Annotated in this window: 14 protein-coding genes and 1 tRNA gene; 6 read left to right on the top strand and 9 right to left on the bottom strand. The window is 72.1% G+C overall.

The features are described from left to right. The first annotated feature begins 81 nt into the window (after nt 1-81). Both L3X23_RS20030 and L3X23_RS20025 read left to right on the top strand, forming a co-directional pair. The gene (locus L3X23_RS20030) at nt 82-2,196 is read left to right on the top strand and encodes an ATP-dependent DNA helicase UvrD2 (RefSeq protein WP_374204874.1); all 2,115 of its coding nucleotides are present in this window, start codon (nt 82-84) and stop codon (nt 2,194-2,196) included. 542 nt (nt 2,197-2,738) lie between these two features. Beyond that, nucleotides 2,739-3,101 (top strand): WhiB family transcriptional regulator, encoded by a 363-nt coding sequence (locus L3X23_RS20025; protein ID WP_093084313.1) that lies wholly within the window; start codon nt 2,739-2,741, stop codon nt 3,099-3,101. A gap of 436 nt (nt 3,102-3,537) precedes the next feature. Here L3X23_RS20025 and L3X23_RS20020 read toward each other — a convergent pair whose 3' ends face one another. Both L3X23_RS20020 and L3X23_RS20015 read right to left on the bottom strand, forming a co-directional pair. Continuing rightward, nucleotides 3,538-4,857 carry an AarF/ABC1/UbiB kinase family protein gene (locus L3X23_RS20020; RefSeq protein WP_093084031.1) on the bottom strand — a complete coding sequence of 440 codons (1,320 nt, stop codon included), beginning with the start codon at nt 4,855-4,857 and terminating at the stop codon, nt 3,538-3,540. Continuing rightward, a complete protein-coding gene (locus L3X23_RS20015) occupies nt 4,854-5,957 on the bottom strand; it encodes a hypothetical protein (RefSeq protein WP_237193643.1) in 1,104 nt (367 codons plus the stop codon). Before L3X23_RS20015 ends, L3X23_RS20020 begins: the two co-directional genes overlap by 4 nt. A 150-nt stretch (nt 5,958-6,107) precedes the next feature. Between L3X23_RS20015 and L3X23_RS20010 the strand changes: the two genes are divergently transcribed. Next, on the top strand, nt 6,108-6,683 hold the full coding sequence (locus tag L3X23_RS20010) for a M48 family metallopeptidase (protein ID WP_237193642.1): 576 nt from the start codon (nt 6,108-6,110) through the stop codon (nt 6,681-6,683). 631 nt (nt 6,684-7,314) lie between these two features. Here L3X23_RS20010 and L3X23_RS20005 read toward each other — a convergent pair. Then, nucleotides 7,315-8,772, bottom strand: coding sequence for a zinc-dependent metalloprotease (locus tag L3X23_RS20005; protein ID WP_237193641.1), 1,458 nt, complete (start codon nt 8,770-8,772; stop codon nt 7,315-7,317). Nucleotides 8,773-8,821: 49 nt separating this feature from the next. Here L3X23_RS20005 and L3X23_RS20000 point away from each other — a divergent pair, with 49 nt between their 5' ends. Both L3X23_RS20000 and L3X23_RS19995 read left to right on the top strand, forming a co-directional pair. Next, nucleotides 8,822-9,838: a PDZ domain-containing protein gene (locus L3X23_RS20000; RefSeq protein WP_237193640.1), complete on the top strand. Its 1,017-nt coding sequence runs from the start codon at nt 8,822-8,824 to the stop codon at nt 9,836-9,838. A gap of 120 nt (nt 9,839-9,958) precedes the next feature. Beyond that, on the top strand, nt 9,959-12,877 hold the full coding sequence (locus L3X23_RS19995; RefSeq protein ID WP_237198070.1) for a UPF0182 family protein: 2,919 nt from the start codon (nt 9,959-9,961) through the stop codon (nt 12,875-12,877). A 46-nt stretch (nt 12,878-12,923) separates the two neighbouring features. Here L3X23_RS19995 and L3X23_RS19990 read toward each other — a convergent pair whose 3' ends face one another. Beyond that, nucleotides 12,924-13,160, bottom strand: a complete 237-nt coding sequence (locus tag L3X23_RS19990) for a DUF2283 domain-containing protein (protein ID WP_237193639.1) — start codon at nt 13,158-13,160, stop codon at nt 12,924-12,926. A 646-nt stretch (nt 13,161-13,806) separates the two neighbouring features. On the opposite strand from L3X23_RS19990, the gene L3X23_RS19985 reads away from it, so the two are divergent. Then, nucleotides 13,807-13,880, top strand: a tRNA-Met gene (locus tag L3X23_RS19985). Nucleotides 13,881-13,961: 81 nt separating this feature from the next. Here the strand turns inward: L3X23_RS19985 and L3X23_RS19980 are convergent. Genes L3X23_RS19980 through L3X23_RS19960 form a run of 5 tightly spaced genes read right to left on the bottom strand, consistent with a single transcriptional unit; the run spans nt 13,962 to nt 18,502 of the window. Next, nucleotides 13,962-15,317 carry a tyrosine-type recombinase/integrase gene (locus L3X23_RS19980; RefSeq protein WP_237193638.1) on the bottom strand — a complete coding sequence of 452 codons (1,356 nt, stop codon included), beginning with the start codon at nt 15,315-15,317 and terminating at the stop codon, nt 13,962-13,964. Beyond that, nucleotides 15,314-15,517: a helix-turn-helix domain-containing protein gene (locus tag L3X23_RS19975; protein WP_093084046.1), complete on the bottom strand. Its 204-nt coding sequence runs from the start codon at nt 15,515-15,517 to the stop codon at nt 15,314-15,316. Before L3X23_RS19975 ends, L3X23_RS19980 begins: the two co-directional genes overlap by 4 nt. Beyond that, the gene (locus tag L3X23_RS19970) at nt 15,514-16,863 is read right to left on the bottom strand and encodes a replication initiator (protein ID WP_237193637.1); all 1,350 of its coding nucleotides are present in this window, start codon (nt 16,861-16,863) and stop codon (nt 15,514-15,516) included. Before L3X23_RS19970 ends, L3X23_RS19975 begins: the two co-directional genes overlap by 4 nt. Next, nucleotides 16,860-17,075 (bottom strand): hypothetical protein, encoded by a 216-nt coding sequence (locus L3X23_RS19965; RefSeq protein WP_237198069.1) that lies wholly within the window; start codon nt 17,073-17,075, stop codon nt 16,860-16,862. Before L3X23_RS19965 ends, L3X23_RS19970 begins: the two co-directional genes overlap by 4 nt. Beyond that, nucleotides 17,075-18,502 (bottom strand): FtsK/SpoIIIE domain-containing protein, encoded by a 1,428-nt coding sequence (locus L3X23_RS19960; protein ID WP_237193636.1) that lies wholly within the window; start codon nt 18,500-18,502, stop codon nt 17,075-17,077. Before L3X23_RS19960 ends, L3X23_RS19965 begins: the two co-directional genes overlap by 1 nt. Nucleotides 18,503-18,504: the final 2 nt, after the last annotated feature.

Here is an 18,504-nt window from a genome sequence, read left to right as displayed (position 1 = left end):
GCACCGCGACGGCCGCCGTTCCCGCTGTGTGCTGGGTCACCTCCCGGCCCGCGCCCGAAACCGTCGGTGGTGTTTGTCAGGATGGCCCGCGTGACCCTTCCCGCCGACCCCCTCGCTGGGCCGTCGGTCCGCTCCGGAGGCTCGGCCTCCGCCGAGGACCACCTCGACGACGAGCAGCGCGCCGCCGTCACCGCGCCGCGCGGGCCGGTCTGCGTGCTGGCCGGGGCGGGCACCGGGAAGACCCGCACGATCACCCACCGGATCGCGCACCTCGTCCGGCACGGACACGTCGCGCCGGGCCAGGTCCTCGCCGTCACCTTCACGGCGCGGGCGGCGGGCGAGCTGCGCACCCGGCTGCGGGCGCTCGACGCGCCGGGCGTCCAGGCCCGCACGTTCCACGCCGCGGCGCTGCGCCAGCTGAAGTACTTCTGGCCGCAGGTCGTGGGGGAGCGGCCGTGGCCGCTGCTGGAGGGCAAGCTGCGGCTCATCGGGCAGGCGGCGGCCCGCGCCAAGGCCGGCACCGACTCGGACGCGCTGCGGGACCTGGCGACCGAGATCGAGTGGGCCAAGTCCAGCCTCGTCACGCCGCAGGGGTACGCGGCGGAGGTCGCGCGCCTGCGGCGAGACGTTCCCGGCCCGGCCGAGCAGGTCGCCCAGGTCTACGCGGGGTACGAGGCGCTGAAGAACCAGGCCGAGCTGCTGGACTTCGACGATCTGCTCTTGCACGTCGCGGCCGCGTTGGAGGAGCACGCGAGCGTCGCGGAGGAGTTCCGGGACCGCTACCGCTGCTTCGTGGTCGACGAGTACCAGGACGTCACACCGCTGCAGCAGCGCGTCCTCGACGCGTGGGTCGGCGGGCGGGACGACCTGACCGTGGTCGGCGACGCGAACCAGACCATCTACACCTTCGCCGGCGCCTCCCCGCGCTACCTGCTGGACTTCGCACGCCGGTTCCCCGAGGCCACCGTGGTCCGGCTGACCAGGGACTACCGCTCCACGCCGCAGATCGTCGCCGCGGCGAACACGGTGATCGGCGCGGCGCGTGGTCGGGTGGCGGGGAGCAGGCTGCGGCTCGTCGGGCAGCTGCCGCCGGGTCCGGACCCGGACTTCACCGAGCACCCCGACGAGCCGGACGAGGCGGCCGCCGTCGCCGCCAAGATCCGGCGCATGATCGCGGACGGCACCCCCGCCGCCGAGATCGCGGTGCTGTTCCGGATCAACGCGCAGTCCGAGGTCTACGAGCAGGCGCTCACCGAGGCGGGCGTGCCGTACCAGGTCCGCGGGGGCGAGCGGTTCTTCGTCCGTGCCGAGGTGCGCCGCGCGATGATCGCGATCCGCACCGCGCCGCCCGCGCCGGAGGGCACGGACCTGGTCACCGCCGTCCGGCGGGTGCTGGCGCCGGTCGGGCTGAGCGACGAACCGCCCGCGGGCGCGGCGATGCGCGCGCAGTGGGAGTCGCTTCTCGCCCTGGTCGGGCTGGCGGAGGAGCTGGCCGCCGTCGAGCCCGAGGCGGATCTGCGGCGCTTCGCCGCCGAGCTCGAGGCGCGGGCCGACTCGGCGCACCCGCCGACCGTCCAGGGCGTCACGCTCGCGTCGCTGCACGCCGCGAAGGGCCTGGAGTGGGATGTCGTGTTCCTCGTCGGCCTGGCGGACGGGACCCTGCCGATCCAGCACGCCGAGGGTGACGAGGCGGCGATCGAGGAGGAGCGCAGGCTGCTCTACGTCGGTGTGACCCGGGCGCGCCGGGTCCTGCGGATCTCGTGGGCGCTGACCCGCGCCGTCGGCCGCGGTCGGCAGCGCAGGCGCAGCCGGTTCCTCCACGGACTGATCCCGGAGGACCACGCCACCTCGCGCGTGGCGCAGGGGGATCGGCGGCGCACGGGCGGCCCGAAGCCCCGGTGCCGGATCTGTGGTGAGCCGCTGATCGGGACCGAGGCGCTGAAGCTGCAGCGGTGCGGCGCGTGTCCGTCCGATCTGGACACCGAGCTGTTGGACCGGCTGCGCGAATGGCGGGCCGACGTGGCGAAACGGCAGGGGGTGCCGTCCTATGTGGTCTTCACCGACGCGACCCTCACCGCCATCGCGGAGCAGCGCCCCGCGGACCCCGCCGCACTCGTCGCCATCCCCGGGATCGGGTCGCGCAAGTTGGACCGCTACGGGCCCGAGGTCCTGGCGTTGATCACCGAGCCCGGCTGACCCACGAAGTGCTTCTCCAATCAACGGATTAATTCGGTTGTGCGGCTCCGAGGCCGCGCATTAGTGTGCTGACCACGGACGGAGCAACGGCCCGTCCTTCTGCACGGCCGCCACGAGAGGAGGTACGCCGCGATGAAGCTCTTCACCACGACCCGGACCACGGGAGACGTGTGCGGTGTGCCGACCCCGAGCGCGGCCCGCGTCATGAAGCCCGAGTCCGCGCGTCTCCGCGGCGGTTGGGCGCAGCGTGCGTACGTGCAGGGCAACCGCATTCCGCTGACCGATCACAACTGGACAGGTGTGTCCGTTCCAGGCGGGCTCAGTCGATCATGAGCTGAGCAGCCACCGGCCGAATCTTCAGGGGCCGCGGAACCCACACCAGGGGTTCCGCGGCCCCTTTTTCGCGTTCTCCGACCGGAGGACGGACCGAGAAGGAAACACCACCCACCACACCAGGAGGTAGTGCGGTGCTAGTGAGATCCACCCCGTGCGACGGCGGGGCGATCACGATGCAGGACGGCGGCGGAGACACCGCGGTCGCGATGCCGGACGGTGCCCCCACCGGGGGACTGTTGACCGACGTCCCGGAGAAGGACCTGAACCTGCCCTGTCGGGAGGGTGACGCGGACCTGTGGTTCGCCGAGACCCCCGCCGAGCTGGAGCGGGCGAAGGCACTGTGTGCGGACTGTCCGATCAGGATCGAGTGTCTGGCGGGCGCGCTGTCCCGCGAGGAGCCCTGGGGCGTGTGGGGCGGCGAGATCTTCGAACGAGGAGTCGTCGTCCCACGGAAGCGGCCGAGGGGCAGGCCCAGCAAGGCCGACCTCGCCCGCGACCGGGCCTGGGCCGAGGCGCACCAGCGGGCCCAAGAGCTGGCCCGGGCGCTGCGTGCCCGACCCTGCGCCTGACGATCACACGTTTCCCATCACCGACTCCACAGGAGAGGCCAGACCGATGACCACGAACTTCCTGCCGCAGACCGATCGCGCGCCGCACTCGACCACCCTCGACGCCCAGGGATCCGCCGTGTTGTTGCTTCACGAAGCCCTCGCTCGATCTCGACACCGAGAGGCGGAACAGCGGGCGCGCGAGCACCGCCTCGCGCGCCACGTGTCCGCCGGACGCGGCTGGGCCCGGTTGGCACGCTTCTGTGCCCGCCGGGCCGAGCACGCCCGCGCAGTCACCGTGCGGTGAGTCGAACCCTGACCGCGCCGTGAGTGCGCACTGACCGCGGCGACGGCCGCGGACCGACCCGCGACCTGTCGCGACCCGTCGCGGTCCCCCACGCCCGCCCCGGACCCTCACCGGGGCGGGCGTGCGGCGTTCCGGCGCCCTCCGGCGCGGTCAGTCGGCCGGGGTGAACAGCTCCGGCTGCCAACGACCGACGATGCCGCGCAGCGGGACGTCCGCCTCCAGCTGGCAGAGCACCCCGAGGGTGCCGAGGGTGACCCGGTGGACCAGCAGGTACTGCGGCGGCAGGTTCAAGGCGCGCCCGGTGTCGAACTCCGGGCTGCGCAGGTCGCCGACCCGCTCGGCCTGGCCCTGCAGCCAGCGGCGGGTGAAGCGGAAGCGCTCGGTGTGCAGGGGCTCGGTGAAGGGGGCGAGGTAGGCGAGGACGTCGTCCGCGGAGACGTCGGTGCCCGCGCGCAGGAACCCCTCGTCCCGCAGCAGCGCGATGAGGTCCGCGGGCCGGTTCTCCAGGGCGAACTTCGTCATGATCGTGAGCGGCCGAGGCAACCCTTCCGGCAGCCGTGCCACCGCCCCGAAGTCGACGACCAGCATCCGGCCGTCGTCGAGGATCTGGAAGTTCCCGGGGTGCGGGTCGGAGTGGAGCAGGTGCACCCGGTACGGCGCGGAGTAGTGGAACCCGGCGAGCAGCTCGCCCGCGCGGTCGCGCTCCTCCTGGGTGCCCTGGCGGATCACGTCCCCGAGCCGCCTGCCGGTGACCCACTCGCTGACCATCGCCTTGGGTGCCGACGCGACGACCCGCGGCACCCGGATCTCCGGGTCGTCCGCGTAGACCGAGGCGAAGGCCCGCTGGTTGTCCGCCTCGTCCCGGTAGTCGAGCTCCTCGACCATCCGCTCCCGCAGCTCGGCGATCAACGGTTTGATGTCCATGCCGGGGGCGAGCGGCTGCAGGAGCCTGCTCATCCGGGACAGCTGCCGCAGGTCGGAGAGCACGGCCTCCTCGGCCCCGGGGTACTGGACCTTGACCGCCACGTCCCGACCGTCTCGCCAGACGGCCCGGTGGACCTGGCCGATGCTCGCGGCCGCGGCCGGCACCTCGTCGAACTCCCGGAAACGGGACCGCCAACCGCGCCCGAACTGCTCGGCGAGCATGCGATGCACGTCCGCGGTCGGCATCGGGGGCGCCGCGGTCTGCAGCTTGGTCAGCGCCTCGCGGTACGGCTCGGCCAGCTCGTCCGGCACCGCGGCCTCGAAGACGCTCAACGCCTGGCCGAACTTCATAGCGCCGCCCTTGAGCTCGCCGAGCACGGCGAAGAGCTGTTCGGCGCTCTTCGCCATCATCTGCGCCGAGATCTGCTCGCGGTCACCCCCGGCGATCCGCCGCCCCCAGCCTGCGGCGGCCCGGCCCGCGACCCCGAGGGGGAGGCTGGCCAGCTTCGCGGTGCGGGACGCGGTGCGGCGCGGGATGTCGCTCACTCCATGATTGTCTCCCCCTCCGACGCCACGGCGCACCTCCTCCGCCTCATCTCACCCGTCGCACGGGCGCGGTCCGCGGCTCGCGACACCCGCGGACGGGGCACCGCGGTGCGGCGCGCCCACCCGCACGGGCAGCCCGGATGCGCCGTCCACGGGCGCCGGACCAGCCGCGCGGTGTGCGGATCGAGTTCGAGGGTGGCGCCGAGCGAGGGCGGCCGCACCCGCCCGTCCACCAGGACCAGGGCCTGCGCCGCCCCGAGGGCCGCACTCGCCACGACCGCCTCCGGCTCCGCCGACCCGCTCCGGCCCGCCAGCTGCGCCGCGATCCGCGGCCAGGCCGGATCGCGCTGCGCCCGCCAGCGCTCGACGCACCCGAGGCACGGCGAGCGCTCCACGAGCACCAGCGGCCCGACGACGCCCGCCCCGTCCCGCACGAAGACGGGCAGATGGTCGACCCCCTCGGCCCGCAGCGCCGCGACGACCGCGGGGTCCGGGACGACCGCATCCGTCAGCACCACGAGGTCCGGGCGGCGACCGGACGGGGCGGGGCCCGTGTTCGTACCCAGCCCGAGCCGCTCGACGGCCTCGGCGGCCGCGACCGACCGAGGCCTGCCGATGTCCGCCGAGCGCAGGCCCCCGCACCCGACGTCCGCACTCTCGACGTGACCCCGCGCAGCCACCTCCACCGCGCCGATCCCCGCGCGCGCGAGCCCCACCGCCATCGCGGCCGCGAGGGGGCCCTCGCCGGACACCCGCACCCGGGCCGCGGCCCGTCGCGCGGCCGTGCGCGGCCCGATCTCCGCGTCGACCAGGACACCCCGCTCGACGAGCCCGCCGAGCAGCGCGGCCGCGTATGCCGGCGGCACCCCGCGCTCCGTCGCCTCGGCGACCCACTCCACCGCGACGGCGGGCGCCCGCAGCCGATCCACCAGCGGCAGCACCTGCGCGGGCAGCCCCTCGACCGCCACGCTCCGGCCCGGCGAGAGCCCGAACTGGCGCCCGTCCGGCCCGCGGGTGAGCAGCGCCCGGTGCGGTGCGGTGACCAGACGCGCGGGGACGGCCGGCGCGGCGACCTGGTCGGGGGCGGGAGGGGAGGACACGCGTCGAGCATCGCGCTGCCGCGCCGGGAACGCGAACGGTTGTCCACAGGTGGCCAGATCTGTGGATGAACGGACCGGACTCGCCGGAGAAACGGCTGGACCACCGGTTCCGACACCACCGTGCTCATCCGGGGCACTAAGCTGGACCCCATGGCGAGCCCCGCGGTCGTCGAGGTCAGGCGAAGTGACCGGCGGCGTCGGATGGTCAGCGCGCGGCGCGAGGGTGACACGGTGATCGTGTTCATCCCGGGCTGGATGAGCGAGGCCGAGGAACGGCGCTGGGTGGACGAGATGGTCAGCAGGTTGGAGCGCAGCGAGGCCAAGCGGCGCTCTCCGGGTAGGCACGGGGACGAGGCGCTGCAGAAGCGCTGCCTCGAGCTGTCGCGGAAGTACCTGAAGGGCAAGGCGACCCCGGCGTCGGTGCGGTGGGTCCCTCCGATGCGCACGCGCTGGGCGTCCTGCACGCCGGAGGACCGCACGATCCGGATCAGCGAACGACTGCGCGAGGTGCCCGGCTGGGTCGTCGACTACGTCCTGGTCCACGAGCTGGCGCACCTGCTGGTGCCGGGCCACGACGACGCGTTCTGGTCGCTGGTCCGCGCCTACCCGCGCACAGAACGGGCGATCGGGTACCTGGAGGGGCTCTCCGCCGCCGCGGGTCTGGACCTCGTGGGCACCGACGGCCCGGAGGACGCCGAAGAACCCGCCCCAGCCGAAGCGGGCTGAGCGTCACTGGAGCGCAGACCCGACCGCGCTCTCGTCACACTCACGCGACCCACTTCGCGAGTGTCACTGGAGCGCGGATCCGGCTGCGCTCTCGTCACACTCACCGGGATCCGGATCAGCGAGTGTCACCGGAGCGCGCACATGGCGACGCTCAGGTGACGCTCGCCTTGACCGTGGCGGGCGTGACTTGAGCGCCGGTGCGAGCGCACCCGCGTGACGTTCACGGCGCTCGGGATCCGCGGGCGTCATCGTCGGTTGACGGGCGTCACCCGAGCGCAGAGCCCACTGCGTTCCAGCCACACTCGCGTGACCCCTTCGCGAGTGTCACTGGAGCGCAGACCCGACCGCGCTCCCATCACACTCACCGGGATCCGGAACCGCGAGTGTCACCGGAGCGCACACATGGCGACGCTCAGGTGACGCTCGCCTCGACTGTCGCGGGCGTGACCTGAGCGTGGATGCGAGCGCACTCGCGTGACATTCACGGCGCTCGGGATCCGCGGGCGTCATCGTCGGTCGACGGGCGTCACCCGAGCGCTGACCCGACCGCGCTCCCGTCACACTCACCAAAACCCGGATGCGCGAGTGTCACCTGAGCGCACACACAGCGACGCTCAGGTGACGCTCGGCGCTACTTCTTCTCGTCGGGACCCTCGGGGTCGTCCGATCCTTCGGTGCCCTCGGACGCGTCGGACTCGGCGGACTTCTTCTCCTCCGCCGCCGCGTCCGCCTCCGCCTGGAACTGCTTCTCCAGCTCGGCGATGGGGTCGTCGGTGTCGCGGCGGTTCACGAAGCCCGCGGGGTCGTCCAGGTCCTCGGAGACCGGCAGCAGGTCGGGGTGGGCCCACAGCCCGTCCCGGCCCTCGATGCCGCGCTCGGACTCCAGCAGCTTCCACAGCTCGGCCGCCGCCCGCAGCTTCCGCGGCCGCAGCTCCAGCCCGACGATCGAGGCGAACGCCTGCTCGGCGGGCCCACCCGAGGCCCGACGGCGGCGCAGCGTCTCCCGCAGCGCCCCCGCCCCGGGCAGGCGGTCACCCACCGCGTCCGCCACCACGGCGTCCACCCAGCCCTCGATGAGGGCGAGCAGCGTCTCGAGCCGGGCCAGCGCGGCCTTCTGCTCGGGCGTGGTCTGCGGCTCGAACATCCCCGACGACATGGCCTCCTGGATCGACGCCGGGTTCGACGGGTCGATCTGCCGGGCCATGTCCTCGATGCGCGAGGTGTCCACGGTGATCCCGCGGGCGTAGTCCTCGACGGTCGAGAGCAGCCGCTCCCGCAGCCACGGGACGTGCGCGAACAGGCGGTGGTGGGCGGCCTCGCGGGCGGCGAGGTAGATCATCACCTCGCTGGCCGGGCGGTCGAGGCCCGCGGTGAACTTCTCGACGGCCTCGGGCAGCAGTGCCGCGGTGCGCTCCGGACCGACCGGGAATCCGACCTCGGTGCCGGTCAGCACCTCGGCGGCGAGCTGGCCCAGCCCGTTGCCCAGCTGCGATCCGAACGCCATGCCGCCCATCTGGCCGATCATCGCGAGCATGGGCCCCGCGGCGGACCGGATCTCCTCGGGAAGCCCCTCGACCCAGGCCCCGGACACCCGTCGAGCCACCGGGTCGCACAGCCGCTTCCAGGTCGGCATCGACGCCTTCACCCAGTCCGACGGCGTCCACGCGACGGTCTCGGTCGCACCCGCCGGGAACTCGGTGGCCGGGTCCAGCCAGAGCTCCGCGAGCTTCACCGCGTCCGCGACGGCGGTCCGCTGCGCGTCCGTCAGCGACGATGTCTTCTGCGCGAGCTGCTGCGTGGCCAGCTGCGCGGCCAGGTCGTAGTTGACCGGACCGTCCGACGGGCCGGCCTGCTGCGCGCTCGAGAGCATCTGCCCGAGCTGCGAGAGCATCTGGCCGAGCTGGCCCATGTCGAAGTTCCCACCGCCGGGCAGCCCGCCGGGCATTCCCGGCATTCCGGGCAGCCCGCCGGGGAAGCCCCCGGGCAGGTTGCCGAAGCCGAAGGGATCCTTGGGCCCGTCGGAGTCCCGGTCACGGTCGCGGTCCGGGTCGCGGTCGGAGGGGCCGAAGCCGAACGGGACGTCGCTCATGCCACCACGGTACGCGGACCGAACGCGGCGCGGCGTAGGTTCGCTCTCCGTGAGCCGCCGAACGTCGACGCTGGTCGCCGCCGTGCTCCTCGTCGTCGTGGTGGTGGGCGTGGGAACCCTCGTCCGCGTGCCGTTCGTGGCGATGGGGCCGGGGCCGACCTACGACACCCTCGGAACCCTGGACGGGACGCCGGTCGTCGCCGTCACCGGGACGCAGACCTATCCGACCGCCGGGCACCTCAACATGACGACCGTCGCCGTGAACGACGGTGTGACCGCGCTCACCGCCCTCGGCTACTGGCTCCAGTCCGACCGCAGGCTCGTCCCGCGGGACAGCGTGTACCCGCCCGGCCAGACGACCGAGGAGGTCGACCGGCAGAACACCGAGCAGTTCGCGGCGTCGGAGACCAGCGCCGAGGCGGCCGCGCTCGCCGAGCTGGGGCTGCCCACCCGGGTGACCGTGGCGGAGGTCGTCCCGGGCTCGGCGGCGGACGGCGTGCTGCGCGCGGGCGACACGATCGTGTCCGTCGGCGACACCCCGGTGAGCACGCCCGAGCAGCTCGCCGGGTCGCTGACCGGCACCTCGGCGGGACAGACCATCCCGGTGACCTACGAGCGGGACGGCGTGCGCACCACCGTCCCCGTCGTCCTCGGGCAGGGGGACGGCCGGGGGATGCTCGGGGTGCGGGGCGGCGTCGAACCCGTGACGGGTGACATCACGATCAGCCTCGGCGACGTCGGCGGGCCCAGCGCCGGGCTCATGTTCGCCCTGGCCGTGGTGGACAAGCTGACCCCCGGCGAGCTCAACGGCGGCCGTTTCGTCGCGGGCACGGGCACCATCGACGCGGCCGGGACCGTCGGTCCGATCGGCGGGATCCCGTTCAAGATGATCGCGGCGAAGGACGCCGGAGCCACCGTCTTCCTGGTCCCGGACGCCAACTGCGCGGAGGCCGCCGCGAACGCGCCCGCCGGCCTGCAGCTCGTCCGGGTGAGCACCCTGGCGGGCGCGGTCGACGCGCTGGAGGGTCTCGACCGCGGCGCCACCGTGCCGTCGTGTACCCCGTGACCTGTACGGTCGCTTCGGAGAACGGACGAATCCGGCACGTTCACGCTGCACACGGGAACTCCACACACCGTCCGTAGAGTTGTCCCACCAGAACCGACCCTGGAGGAGTGCCCAGTGGCCATGCGGCCCCCGGCGGGAGCGCCCTCGCTGTCCCGCCGTACACGGATCCTGCTGATCGCGGCGGCGGTCCTGGTGGTCGTCCTGCTGGGTGGTTCCCGGCTCGTCGACTTCTACGTCGACTGGCTGTGGTTCGGCGAGACCGGCTTCCGCAGCGTGTTCGGCACGGTGCTCGTCACCCGGATCATCCAGTTCGTCGTCGGCGGGCTGCTGCTCGGCGGCACGGTCTGGCTGGTCATGTGGCTGGCCTACCGCTTCCGGCCGGTGTTCGTGCCGGTCAACGGCCCGGAGGACCCGATCGCGCGCTACCGCACGGTCGTCATCTCGCGGCTGAAGGTGTTCGGGATCGGCATCCCGGTGCTCGTCGGCATCGTGGCCGGGCTGGCGGCGCAGGGCGACTGGCAGACCGTCCAGATGTTCCTCAACGGCACGCCGTTCAACCAGGTGGATCCCGAGTTCGGGAACGACATCTCGTTCTACGCGTTCACCCTGCCGTTCCTGCGGCTGCTGCTGGACTGGCTGTTCGTCGCCGTGGCCGTGGGATTCGTGGTCTCGCTCGTGGCGAACTACGTGTTCGGCGGCATCCGGCTGGCGGGTCGGTCGGGGCAGGTCTCGGCGGCGGCGCGGGCCCAGCTCGCGATCCTCGCGGGGCTGTTCGTGCTGCTCAAGGCGGTCGCGTACTACCTGGACCGGTACGAGCTGCTCTACTCGGACCGCAACCAGAACTTCTACGGCGCCACCTACACCGATCTCAACGCGGTGATGCCGGCGAAGCTGATCCTGCTGGTCATCTCGGTGATCTGCGCGGGGGCCTTCTTCGCGGCGGTGTTCCGGCGCAACCTGCAGCTCCCGGGCATCGCGGTCGTCCTGCTGGTGCTCTCGAGCGTGCTGGTGGGCGCGGCGTGGCCCGCGGTGCTGCAGCAGTTCGTCGTCGCGCCGAACGCCAACGAGCGCGAGGCGCCCTCCATCGAGCGGAACATCGCCGCCACCCGCGCGGCCTTCGGGCTCACCGACGACAAGGTCACGATCGAGCCGTACTCCGGCACGTCGTCGGCCAGCCCGTCGGAGATCCGCAACGACACGGCGACGATCCCGAACATCCGGCTGCTCGACCCGGGCAAGCTCACCAAGACCTTCACCCAGCTCCAGCAGCGGCGGAACTTCTACGGCTTCCCGGACAAGCTGGACATCGACCGCTACACCGTGAACGGCCAGACCCAGGACTACGTCGTGGCGGCGCGCGAGCTGGACTCGACCGCGCTGGTCGGCAACCAGCAGGACTGGATCAACCGGCACCTCGTCTACACGCACGGCAACGGCTTCGTCGCGGCCCCCGCGAACCAGGTCAACGCCGCGCTGGAGGACACCGGCGGCCAGGGCGGCCTGCCGAACTTCACGGTCAGCGACACCTCGGTGCAGGGCGCCATCCCCGTCCAGCAGCCGCGCATCTACTACGGCGAGCTGATCTCGGACTACTCCATCGTCGGGGCCGAGGAGGGCGCGGCGCCGCGCGAGTACGACAGCGACAGCCAGCAGTGGACCTACGACGGCGCCGGGGGCGTCTCGCTGGGCAACCTGTTCAACCGGGCCGTCTTCTCGCTCTACTACGGCGAGCGGAACATCCTGTTCAACAGCTCGATCAACGACAACTCCAAGATCATCTACAACCGGGACCCGCGGGACCGCGTCGAGAAGGTCGCCCCCTGGCTGACCCCGGACAACGACCCGTACCCGGCCGTGGTCGACGGGCGGATCCAGTGGATCGTCGACGGCTACACCACGCTGCAGCACTACCCGTACGCCGAGCAGGTGCCGCTGGGTGACACCACCCAGGACAGCCAGATCGGGCTGCAGGGCCAGCGGCTGCCGAACGAGAACATCAGCTACCTGCGGAACTCGGTGAAGGCGACCGTCGACGCCTACGACGGCACCGTCACGCTCTACGCGTTCGACGAGACCGACCCCGTGCTGCAGACCTGGATGAAGACGTTCCCGGGCACGGTGAAACCCGCCTCGGACATCAGCCCGGACCTGCGGGCGCACTTCCGGTACCCGGAGGACCAGTTCAAGGTCCAGCGTGAGCTGCTGACCCGCTACCACGTGGACAACCCCGGCGAGTTCTTCTCGACGGTCTCGTTCTGGGACGTGCCGTCCGACCCCACGGTCCAGGGCAACACCGGTGCCTCGCAGGACGCGCAGCCGCCGTACTACCTGCTCACCGGCCTGCCGAACCAGGAGGAGGCGAGCTTCCAGCTCACGAGCGCGCTGGTCAGCCTCCGACGGCAGTTCATGGCGTCCTACATGACGGCGAGCTCCGATCCGGACACCTACGGCAAGATCACCGTGCTGCAGTTGCCCGCGGACACCCAGACGCTCGGCCCGCAACAGGTGCAGGCGCAGTTCCTCGGCTCGCCCGAGGTCTCGTCGGAGCTGAACCTGTTGCGGCAGAACCAGACCACGATCGACTACGGCAACCTGCTCACGCTGCCCGTGGCGGGCGGGCTGCTCTACGTCGAGCCGGTCTACATCGAGCGCGCCGGGCAGGACTCCTCCTACCCGCAGCTGGCGCGCGTGCTGGTGAGCTTCGGCGGTCGGGTCGGGTACGACGCGAGCCTGGCGAACGCGCTGGACCAGGTGTTCGGCGCCGGAGCGGGGGCCAACGCCCCCAACCCGACGCAGACGGGCGGCGGCGGGACCCCGCCGCCCACGGCCGGGAACCCGGGCGCGGCGGCCAACCCGGCGGCGGTGCAGGCGGCGAACGACATCAACCAGGCGTTCGCCCAGCTCAAGGCGGCCCAGCAGAGCGGCGACTTCGCCGCGCAGGGCACCGCACTGGCCGCCCTGGACCAGGCCGTCCAGCGCTTCCAGCAGGCGCAGAGCGCGGCACCCGCCGCCCCCGCCGCCCCGGCGGGCGGCGGCTGAGTCCCTCGGTGTGACGGGCTGCGCAGCCCGTCACACCGAGGTGCGCTCACGGCGTCCGGTCCTCCCGGAGCAGCGCGGGGATCTGACGGGCGGGGTCGAGGAACTCGATGCCGAGGACCTGTCCGTCGGCCCCGAAGTCCACCACCAGCACGTCCGCGCCGGCGCTGTCTGCGACCGCGACCTGGCGGACCGCCGATCCTGGGGCCCGCGGGGCGAGGCGCAGGTATCCCGCGCCGGCGTCCTCGTCGACGCTCAGTTCTACGGAAGGCCGGGTTATCGCCATGCGGTCACGACCCAACCATCGTCGTTGAGGATCACCGTGAGGTTGTTCCCAGCATGCCGGTACTGCCCGTTTCCGTGAGAGTTCTTGAAAGCGGATGTGCGGAGCGCAATACGGTGAACTCGACCTGCTGAGGTGTGATGCCTCGCGCAGCCATCTGTCCGCGGGCGTGGTTGGTGTAGCCGGCGACGCGTTGGGGCGGGAGTTCGGTTTCGTATTGGGCCGTCGGTGGAGCTGCAGCGATGGGCGTCGCCGCGGTCGCGGGCACTGCCCACACGGTGACGGCCGTAGCCCGAGGCGATCCCGACACCGAGGACAAGCCGGGTGAGTCTTCTGAACATCGTCGGTTCCTCCTTGATCGTCGTCCTTCAGTGTCGAGGCGGGGGCGAGGTGCTCCGAGACCGCGATCGGGCGAACCCGGGTCTGGCCGGTAGAGGAGTCGGCGATGGCGCAGCAATACTCGATCTGTGAGGAGGGACACCGAAGTCCCTGCCTGTGCCCGTGACCTGCGATTATCGCAGGTCGCGCGCATCGTCGCAGGTCAGGGCCTCGGACATGCAGGGGACCCCCCGTGCACGCGGTGTTCGCGGGCGTGTAATGTTCCTGGCACAAGAGAAAAACACGCGGCACACAGAACGACAGCCGCTGGCGCGGGGTGGAGCAGCTCGGTAGCTCGCTGGGCTCATAACCCAGAGGTCGTAGGTTCGAATCCTACCCCCGCTACAAAGGTCAGAAGGCCCCCGGAGAGATCCGGGGGCCTTCTGCGTTGGCGTTTGTGACCAGATTTGTGACCAGCAGGCCCGGTCAGGGCTGCTCTTCGGTGAGGCGCTGGCGGATCAGCTTGGCCACCAGCTCGGCGGCCTCGCGGTCGTGCCCGGTGGAGCGGTGGCCGTAGATCTGCACGGTGATCCCCTCGTGCGCGTGGCCGATCCGGTCGCTGACGATCTTGGAGTGCACGCCGCTGTCCAGCGAGAGCGTGGCGTAGGTGTGCCTGACGTCGTGCAGCCTGATCCGCCGCACCCCGGCCATGTCGACGAGCCGGTTGAAGCGTCGGGTGATCGTGTCCGCGTGGAGCATCCGGCCGTCCTCGTAGCGCATGAGCTTGCGGTGCGAGGTGTCGTAGCCCGTCCCGAACGCCTCGGCCTCTGCGTCGAGCATCGCCAGGTAGCCGCGGAGCAGCTCGACGGTAAAGGCATCCAGCGAGATCATCCGGACGCCGCTGGCCGACTTCCCGTCTGAGTCGACCGTCTGGCCGGCCACGACCACGCGCGTGTCCTCGATCGTCAGCGTCGCGTCGTCGAGGTCGAGCAGGTCGCGATCCACACCGGCCAGCTCGGAGCGGCGCATCCCCGTCGTCGCAGCCAGCAGCCAGACCGCGGCGAAGCGGTCGGACAGCGCGAGCCGCAACCATGCCGTCAGCTCGTCGACGGTCCAGGGCGTCGGCCGCGTCCGAGCGGTCCGCTTCTGGCGCGGGAGCCGGGCGTGCACCGCGGGGTTGAAGACCAGGTAGTCCCAGGCCACCGCGTCCGAGAACGCCCGGTGCAGCATCCGGTGGACGTTCTTGACGGTCTTCGGGGCGAGGCCAGCCGACGTCTCGACGGGGACCCGGCCACGCCGGAAGCGCAGCACCGCTGCCCTGGCGGCGTGGATCGTGACCCCGCACGCTTCGACGAGGTCCGCGGGCGCCGGCCCCAGGCCCTCGCGCTGTTCGCGGCGTTCCGACCAGTAGAGGTACATGGCCGTGTTCTTGTCGACCTTGACTCGGCCCTCGGTGAGAAGCCGCTGGTAGAGCAGGTTAAGGACGGGCACTGTGACGTCCTGCAGCCGCCGATCGCCAATGATCGGGTCGACGTAGGCCCTGGTGTAGTCCGCGTAGTTCTGCCGGGTCGTCGGCTTGATCGACTCCTCGACAGACGCCAGCCACTCGGCCATGAAGCTGCGCACGGTCCGACGAGCCGGGGCGACCGCGCGGCCGGTCCTGTGGCGCTGCTTGGAGGCGACCGCGGCCTCCCACGCGTCGTCCTCGGTCTCGAACCCGCCCTTGTTCTCCCGCTGCCGCTTGCCGGTCAGCGGGTCCGGGTCGAGGTCGAGCCGGTAGTACCAGCGAGCGCCGCGCTGGCTGACGGTGATGCCCGCAACGGGCGCAGCCCGCTTCGTCATGCCGCCACGCCCTCGACCATCGCAAGCAGCCGCGAGGTGACGACGTAGACCCGGCCGCCGAGGCGTCGGGTGGGCAGCTCGCCCGCGGCGGCGTAGCGGTAGGCGGAGGCGCGGCTGATGCCCAGCAGCTCGGCCGCACGGGGCACGGAGAGCAACGCGGGCAGTGGTGCGCGGTCGGTCGTGCTCGGCGTGGCGCTCATGGCGCGGTCCTCTCACTGGTGGGCGGGCGGCTACTGCGTCGGTCGTCGCGGACTCGTTCGGCGTGGGCGAGTGCGAGTTCTCGGTCGGTGTCGGTGTGGTGGCCGATGCCGACGAGGTGCCAGTCGTTGATGACGATCACGGGCTCGTCGGCGGGGTGGCCCAGCTCGGCGAGCTGCTTGGTCAGCCGCCAGGCCCGTCGCTCGCCGCGGATGGTGCGGAAGGTGGTGGAGTAGGCGCGGCTCTTGGTGAGGAAGTGGCCGCGGAAGCCGAGCATGTGGGCCCACTTGCGCAGGTTCAGCTCCGCGTACTGGGCCAGCCCTCCGAGCTGCCAGGCGGTCTCGATCAGCCTTCGGTGGTGGTCGGCGAGGGTCATGTGCTCGAGGTGGGCGAGCGACCGGATGGGGCGGTCGGGATGCCTGTCGGTCTTGCCTGTGCCCTTGGTGGCGTACTTGGCGATGTAGCCAGCCAACCGGCAGTCGGTGATCTCGCCGGTCTCGTCGGTGACGGCGTCATGCGCGGTGGGGGTGATCTCGCGCAGATCGAGCTGGGCGCCCCAGCACAGCGCGAGCGTGGTTCCGTCGGGTCGGGCGACGTCGAGCACCGACGAGGCGGCAGCTTCCCGGACCGCGCCGTGCAGGCCTTCGGCGGTGATCCCCGCGGGCGCAGGGTCAGCGGGTCCGTCCGGTCCGTCGAGCCGGATGGCGGCGTGGAAGTGCACCAGGCCGCGACGCTGGTACTCGGCGACTTTGGCGTAGGACAGCCGGGCGACCTGCCCGAACCTACGTCCGGAGACGCCGAGGCGGGCGGCGAGGGCGCGGCGTAGGGCGATGGCGAAGCGGGCCCAGAGCTTCCCGGCGTGGGCCTGCCAGAGCACCGCGGCTTGGTAGTCGTAGGTGTCGTGGTCGACGGCCCCGCCGATGTTCGGGTCGTTTGCCTGGTGGTGGCTCCCGCAGGAGCACGGGATCACGCGGCCGCGGGTGGTGAGCCGTCGAGTGTGGACCGGTCCGAACGACGGTGCGGTGAGGGTGAGGAACGCGCGGGGCCGGTCGGTGACCGAGGCGGGGATGCCGCGTTCTTGGCCGGCGAGTCCGGCGCGGATGAGGTGGAAGGCGTCGGCGGCGTAGCGGTCGGAGCAGGCCGGGCAGACGGTGTCGCGGCGGTTGCCGCACGGCGCCCACACCTCCCCGGAGCGCTGCGCCAGGACCTCTCCACCGGTCGTCGTGATCGTCGAGGAGCCCCGAAGACGGACCGGGTGGGCACAACCGCCCGTGGCCTCCATCCGAGCCCGCCAGGCTGGGTAGTCGAACGAGCGGAGCCGAGCGGTCAAGTCGAGATCGTGGCTCATCGAGTCCACCACCAGGTGTAGCGGGCCTCGTAGCCCCACTCAGCCGCGAGAGCGCGGGTCGTCTGCCACTCGACCAGGACCGCGGCGACGACGGCGGCCCAGAACCAGCCGGAGCCAGTACCGAGCACGAGCCACAGGACCCCGATCGCGGCGGCGAGGGCGAGGGTGACGCGTAGCCAGGTCGCGGCGGCCCATCCGGTGACGGCCCACATCACGCGGCCTCCCCGTCGATCGCGCGCAGCTCCGGCGGCGCGGGCGGTGCGCAGCGCTGCACGAGCTCGTCGATCTCGGCGTCGGTGACCAGGCTCGCGCGGAAGCGGATCGGGAGCCGTGAGCGCTGGTCGATGACGTACCCGATGCCTGCGTGGTCGTCGCCGCCGGGGATCTCGTCGGCCAAGGCGCCGCGTTCGCGGGCTCCGTCGCCGAGGATCATGTCGACGTGGCTGGCGGCGGTGACGCCGAGGCAGATGCGGGTGGTGAACAGGTCCCGGACATCGACGACGTCCTTGGTCGGCTCCTGCACATAGCCCAACACCGAGGTCAGGCAAGCGCGGCCCTGGGTGAGGATCTCCGCGAGCAGCCGCAGCGCTTCGCGGACGTCGGCGCGTTCGCCGTATGCGGTGAGCATCGCCATCTCGTCGATGATCACCACGTCCAACGGGGTCGCCGGGCTGACGTCGAGACGCCGGAGCCTCTGGTCGGCCATGAGCTGTTGGCGTGCCTTCATTTCGTCGCGCACGTCGGTGAGTAGCGCGATCGCCTCGGTTGCGGTGGTGGCGTGGCGGTGGAACAGCGGGAGTCCGCGGCGGGTCTCGGCGCCGCCTTTGAGGTCGATGACGTGGACGCGGACGAGGCCGTCGCGGATGGCGGGTCCCATGGCGCGTAGCGGGGACCAGATCAGCGAGCCCTTCCCCGAGCCCGACGCACCGGCCACCGCGATGTGACGGCCGGGCACCCCGAGGTTGAACGGGTGGCCGTACTCGTCTTCCCCGATCGGCAGAGCGCCCAGGTCGACCGCGGCCGCGGACGAGGGGATCGCCGGGGCGGGGATCGGGAACCGGAACGGCATCTCCCGCTCGACGACGACGGTGAGCACACCGGGGCGGTGCCGGGCGACAGCGACCCGATGCGCGCGCAGAGCATCCGCGAGGGGCTCGGTGCGCCCGGTCCAGAGCGTGAGGTCCTGGCCGCGGGTCAACCGGACGCGGAGGGTGTCGAGCGTGGGTGTCGCAGAGCGGACACGAAGCACGCGCGGGGCGGTGATGTGTCCTGTGTGGTGGTTGGTCTGGGCCAGCCCGCAGTCGGCGAGCAGAGACGACCAGCGGCGACCGCGATAGGTCGTCCAGCGCCGCCACGAGGCGCGGAGCGCTGGTGCGGCCCAGCGGTCGAAGGAGGGCGGGTGCAGCCGGCCCCAGACCACGATCACGAGGACGAGTGCGCCGACGCCGATCGCGGTCGGGAGGGCACCAAGGAGCACGGCGGCGGCGACCAGGGCGCCGGGGACGAGTGCGAACAGTGGGTGTCCGACGAGCCAGGCGACACCGCGGAACTCGCCGCCGACCCGGCGGGAGGAATGCCGGACGGTGTCGTGGCGGGCGCGGTGGTGGCTCAGCGAGGGGCGGTTGGTCGGTCGAGGCATGG

Source organism: Pseudonocardia sp. WMMC193 (assembly GCF_021728735.1).
In the GTDB taxonomy this organism is placed as follows: domain Bacteria; phylum Actinomycetota; class Actinomycetes; order Mycobacteriales; family Pseudonocardiaceae; genus Pseudonocardia; species Pseudonocardia oroxyli.
This window is presented reverse-complemented; position numbering and strand designations above follow the sequence as displayed.

Bases quoted from the DNA above. Each gene is read 5' to 3' on its own strand.
- L3X23_RS20030 (WP_374204874.1), top strand. From the start codon at position 82: ATGGCCCGCGTGACCCTTCCCGCCGACCCCCTCGCTGGGCCGTCGGTC.
- L3X23_RS20025 (WP_093084313.1), top strand. From the start codon at position 2,739: ATGCCGGACGGTGCCCCCACCGGGGGACTGTTGACCGACGTCCCGGAG.
- L3X23_RS20010 (WP_237193642.1), top strand. From the start codon at position 6,108: ATGGCGAGCCCCGCGGTCGTCGAGGTCAGGCGAAGTGACCGGCGGCGT.
- L3X23_RS20005 (WP_237193641.1), bottom strand. From the start codon at position 8,772: ATGAGCGACGTCCCGTTCGGCTTCGGCCCCTCCGACCGCGACCCGGAC.
- L3X23_RS19995 (WP_237198070.1), top strand. From the start codon at position 9,959: ATGCGGCCCCCGGCGGGAGCGCCCTCGCTGTCCCGCCGTACACGGATC.
- L3X23_RS19990 (WP_237193639.1), bottom strand. From the start codon at position 13,160: ATGGCGATAACCCGGCCTTCCGTAGAACTGAGCGTCGACGAGGACGCC.
- L3X23_RS19980 (WP_237193638.1), bottom strand. From the start codon at position 15,317: ATGACGAAGCGGGCTGCGCCCGTTGCGGGCATCACCGTCAGCCAGCGC.
- L3X23_RS19975 (WP_093084046.1), bottom strand. From the start codon at position 15,517: ATGAGCGCCACGCCGAGCACGACCGACCGCGCACCACTGCCCGCGTTG.
- L3X23_RS19970 (WP_237193637.1), bottom strand. From the start codon at position 16,863: ATGAGCCACGATCTCGACTTGACCGCTCGGCTCCGCTCGTTCGACTAC.
- L3X23_RS19965 (WP_237198069.1), bottom strand. From the start codon at position 17,075: ATGTGGGCCGTCACCGGATGGGCCGCCGCGACCTGGCTACGCGTCACC.
- L3X23_RS19960 (WP_237193636.1), bottom strand. From the start codon at position 18,502: ATGCCTCGACCGACCAACCGCCCCTCGCTGAGCCACCACCGCGCCCGC.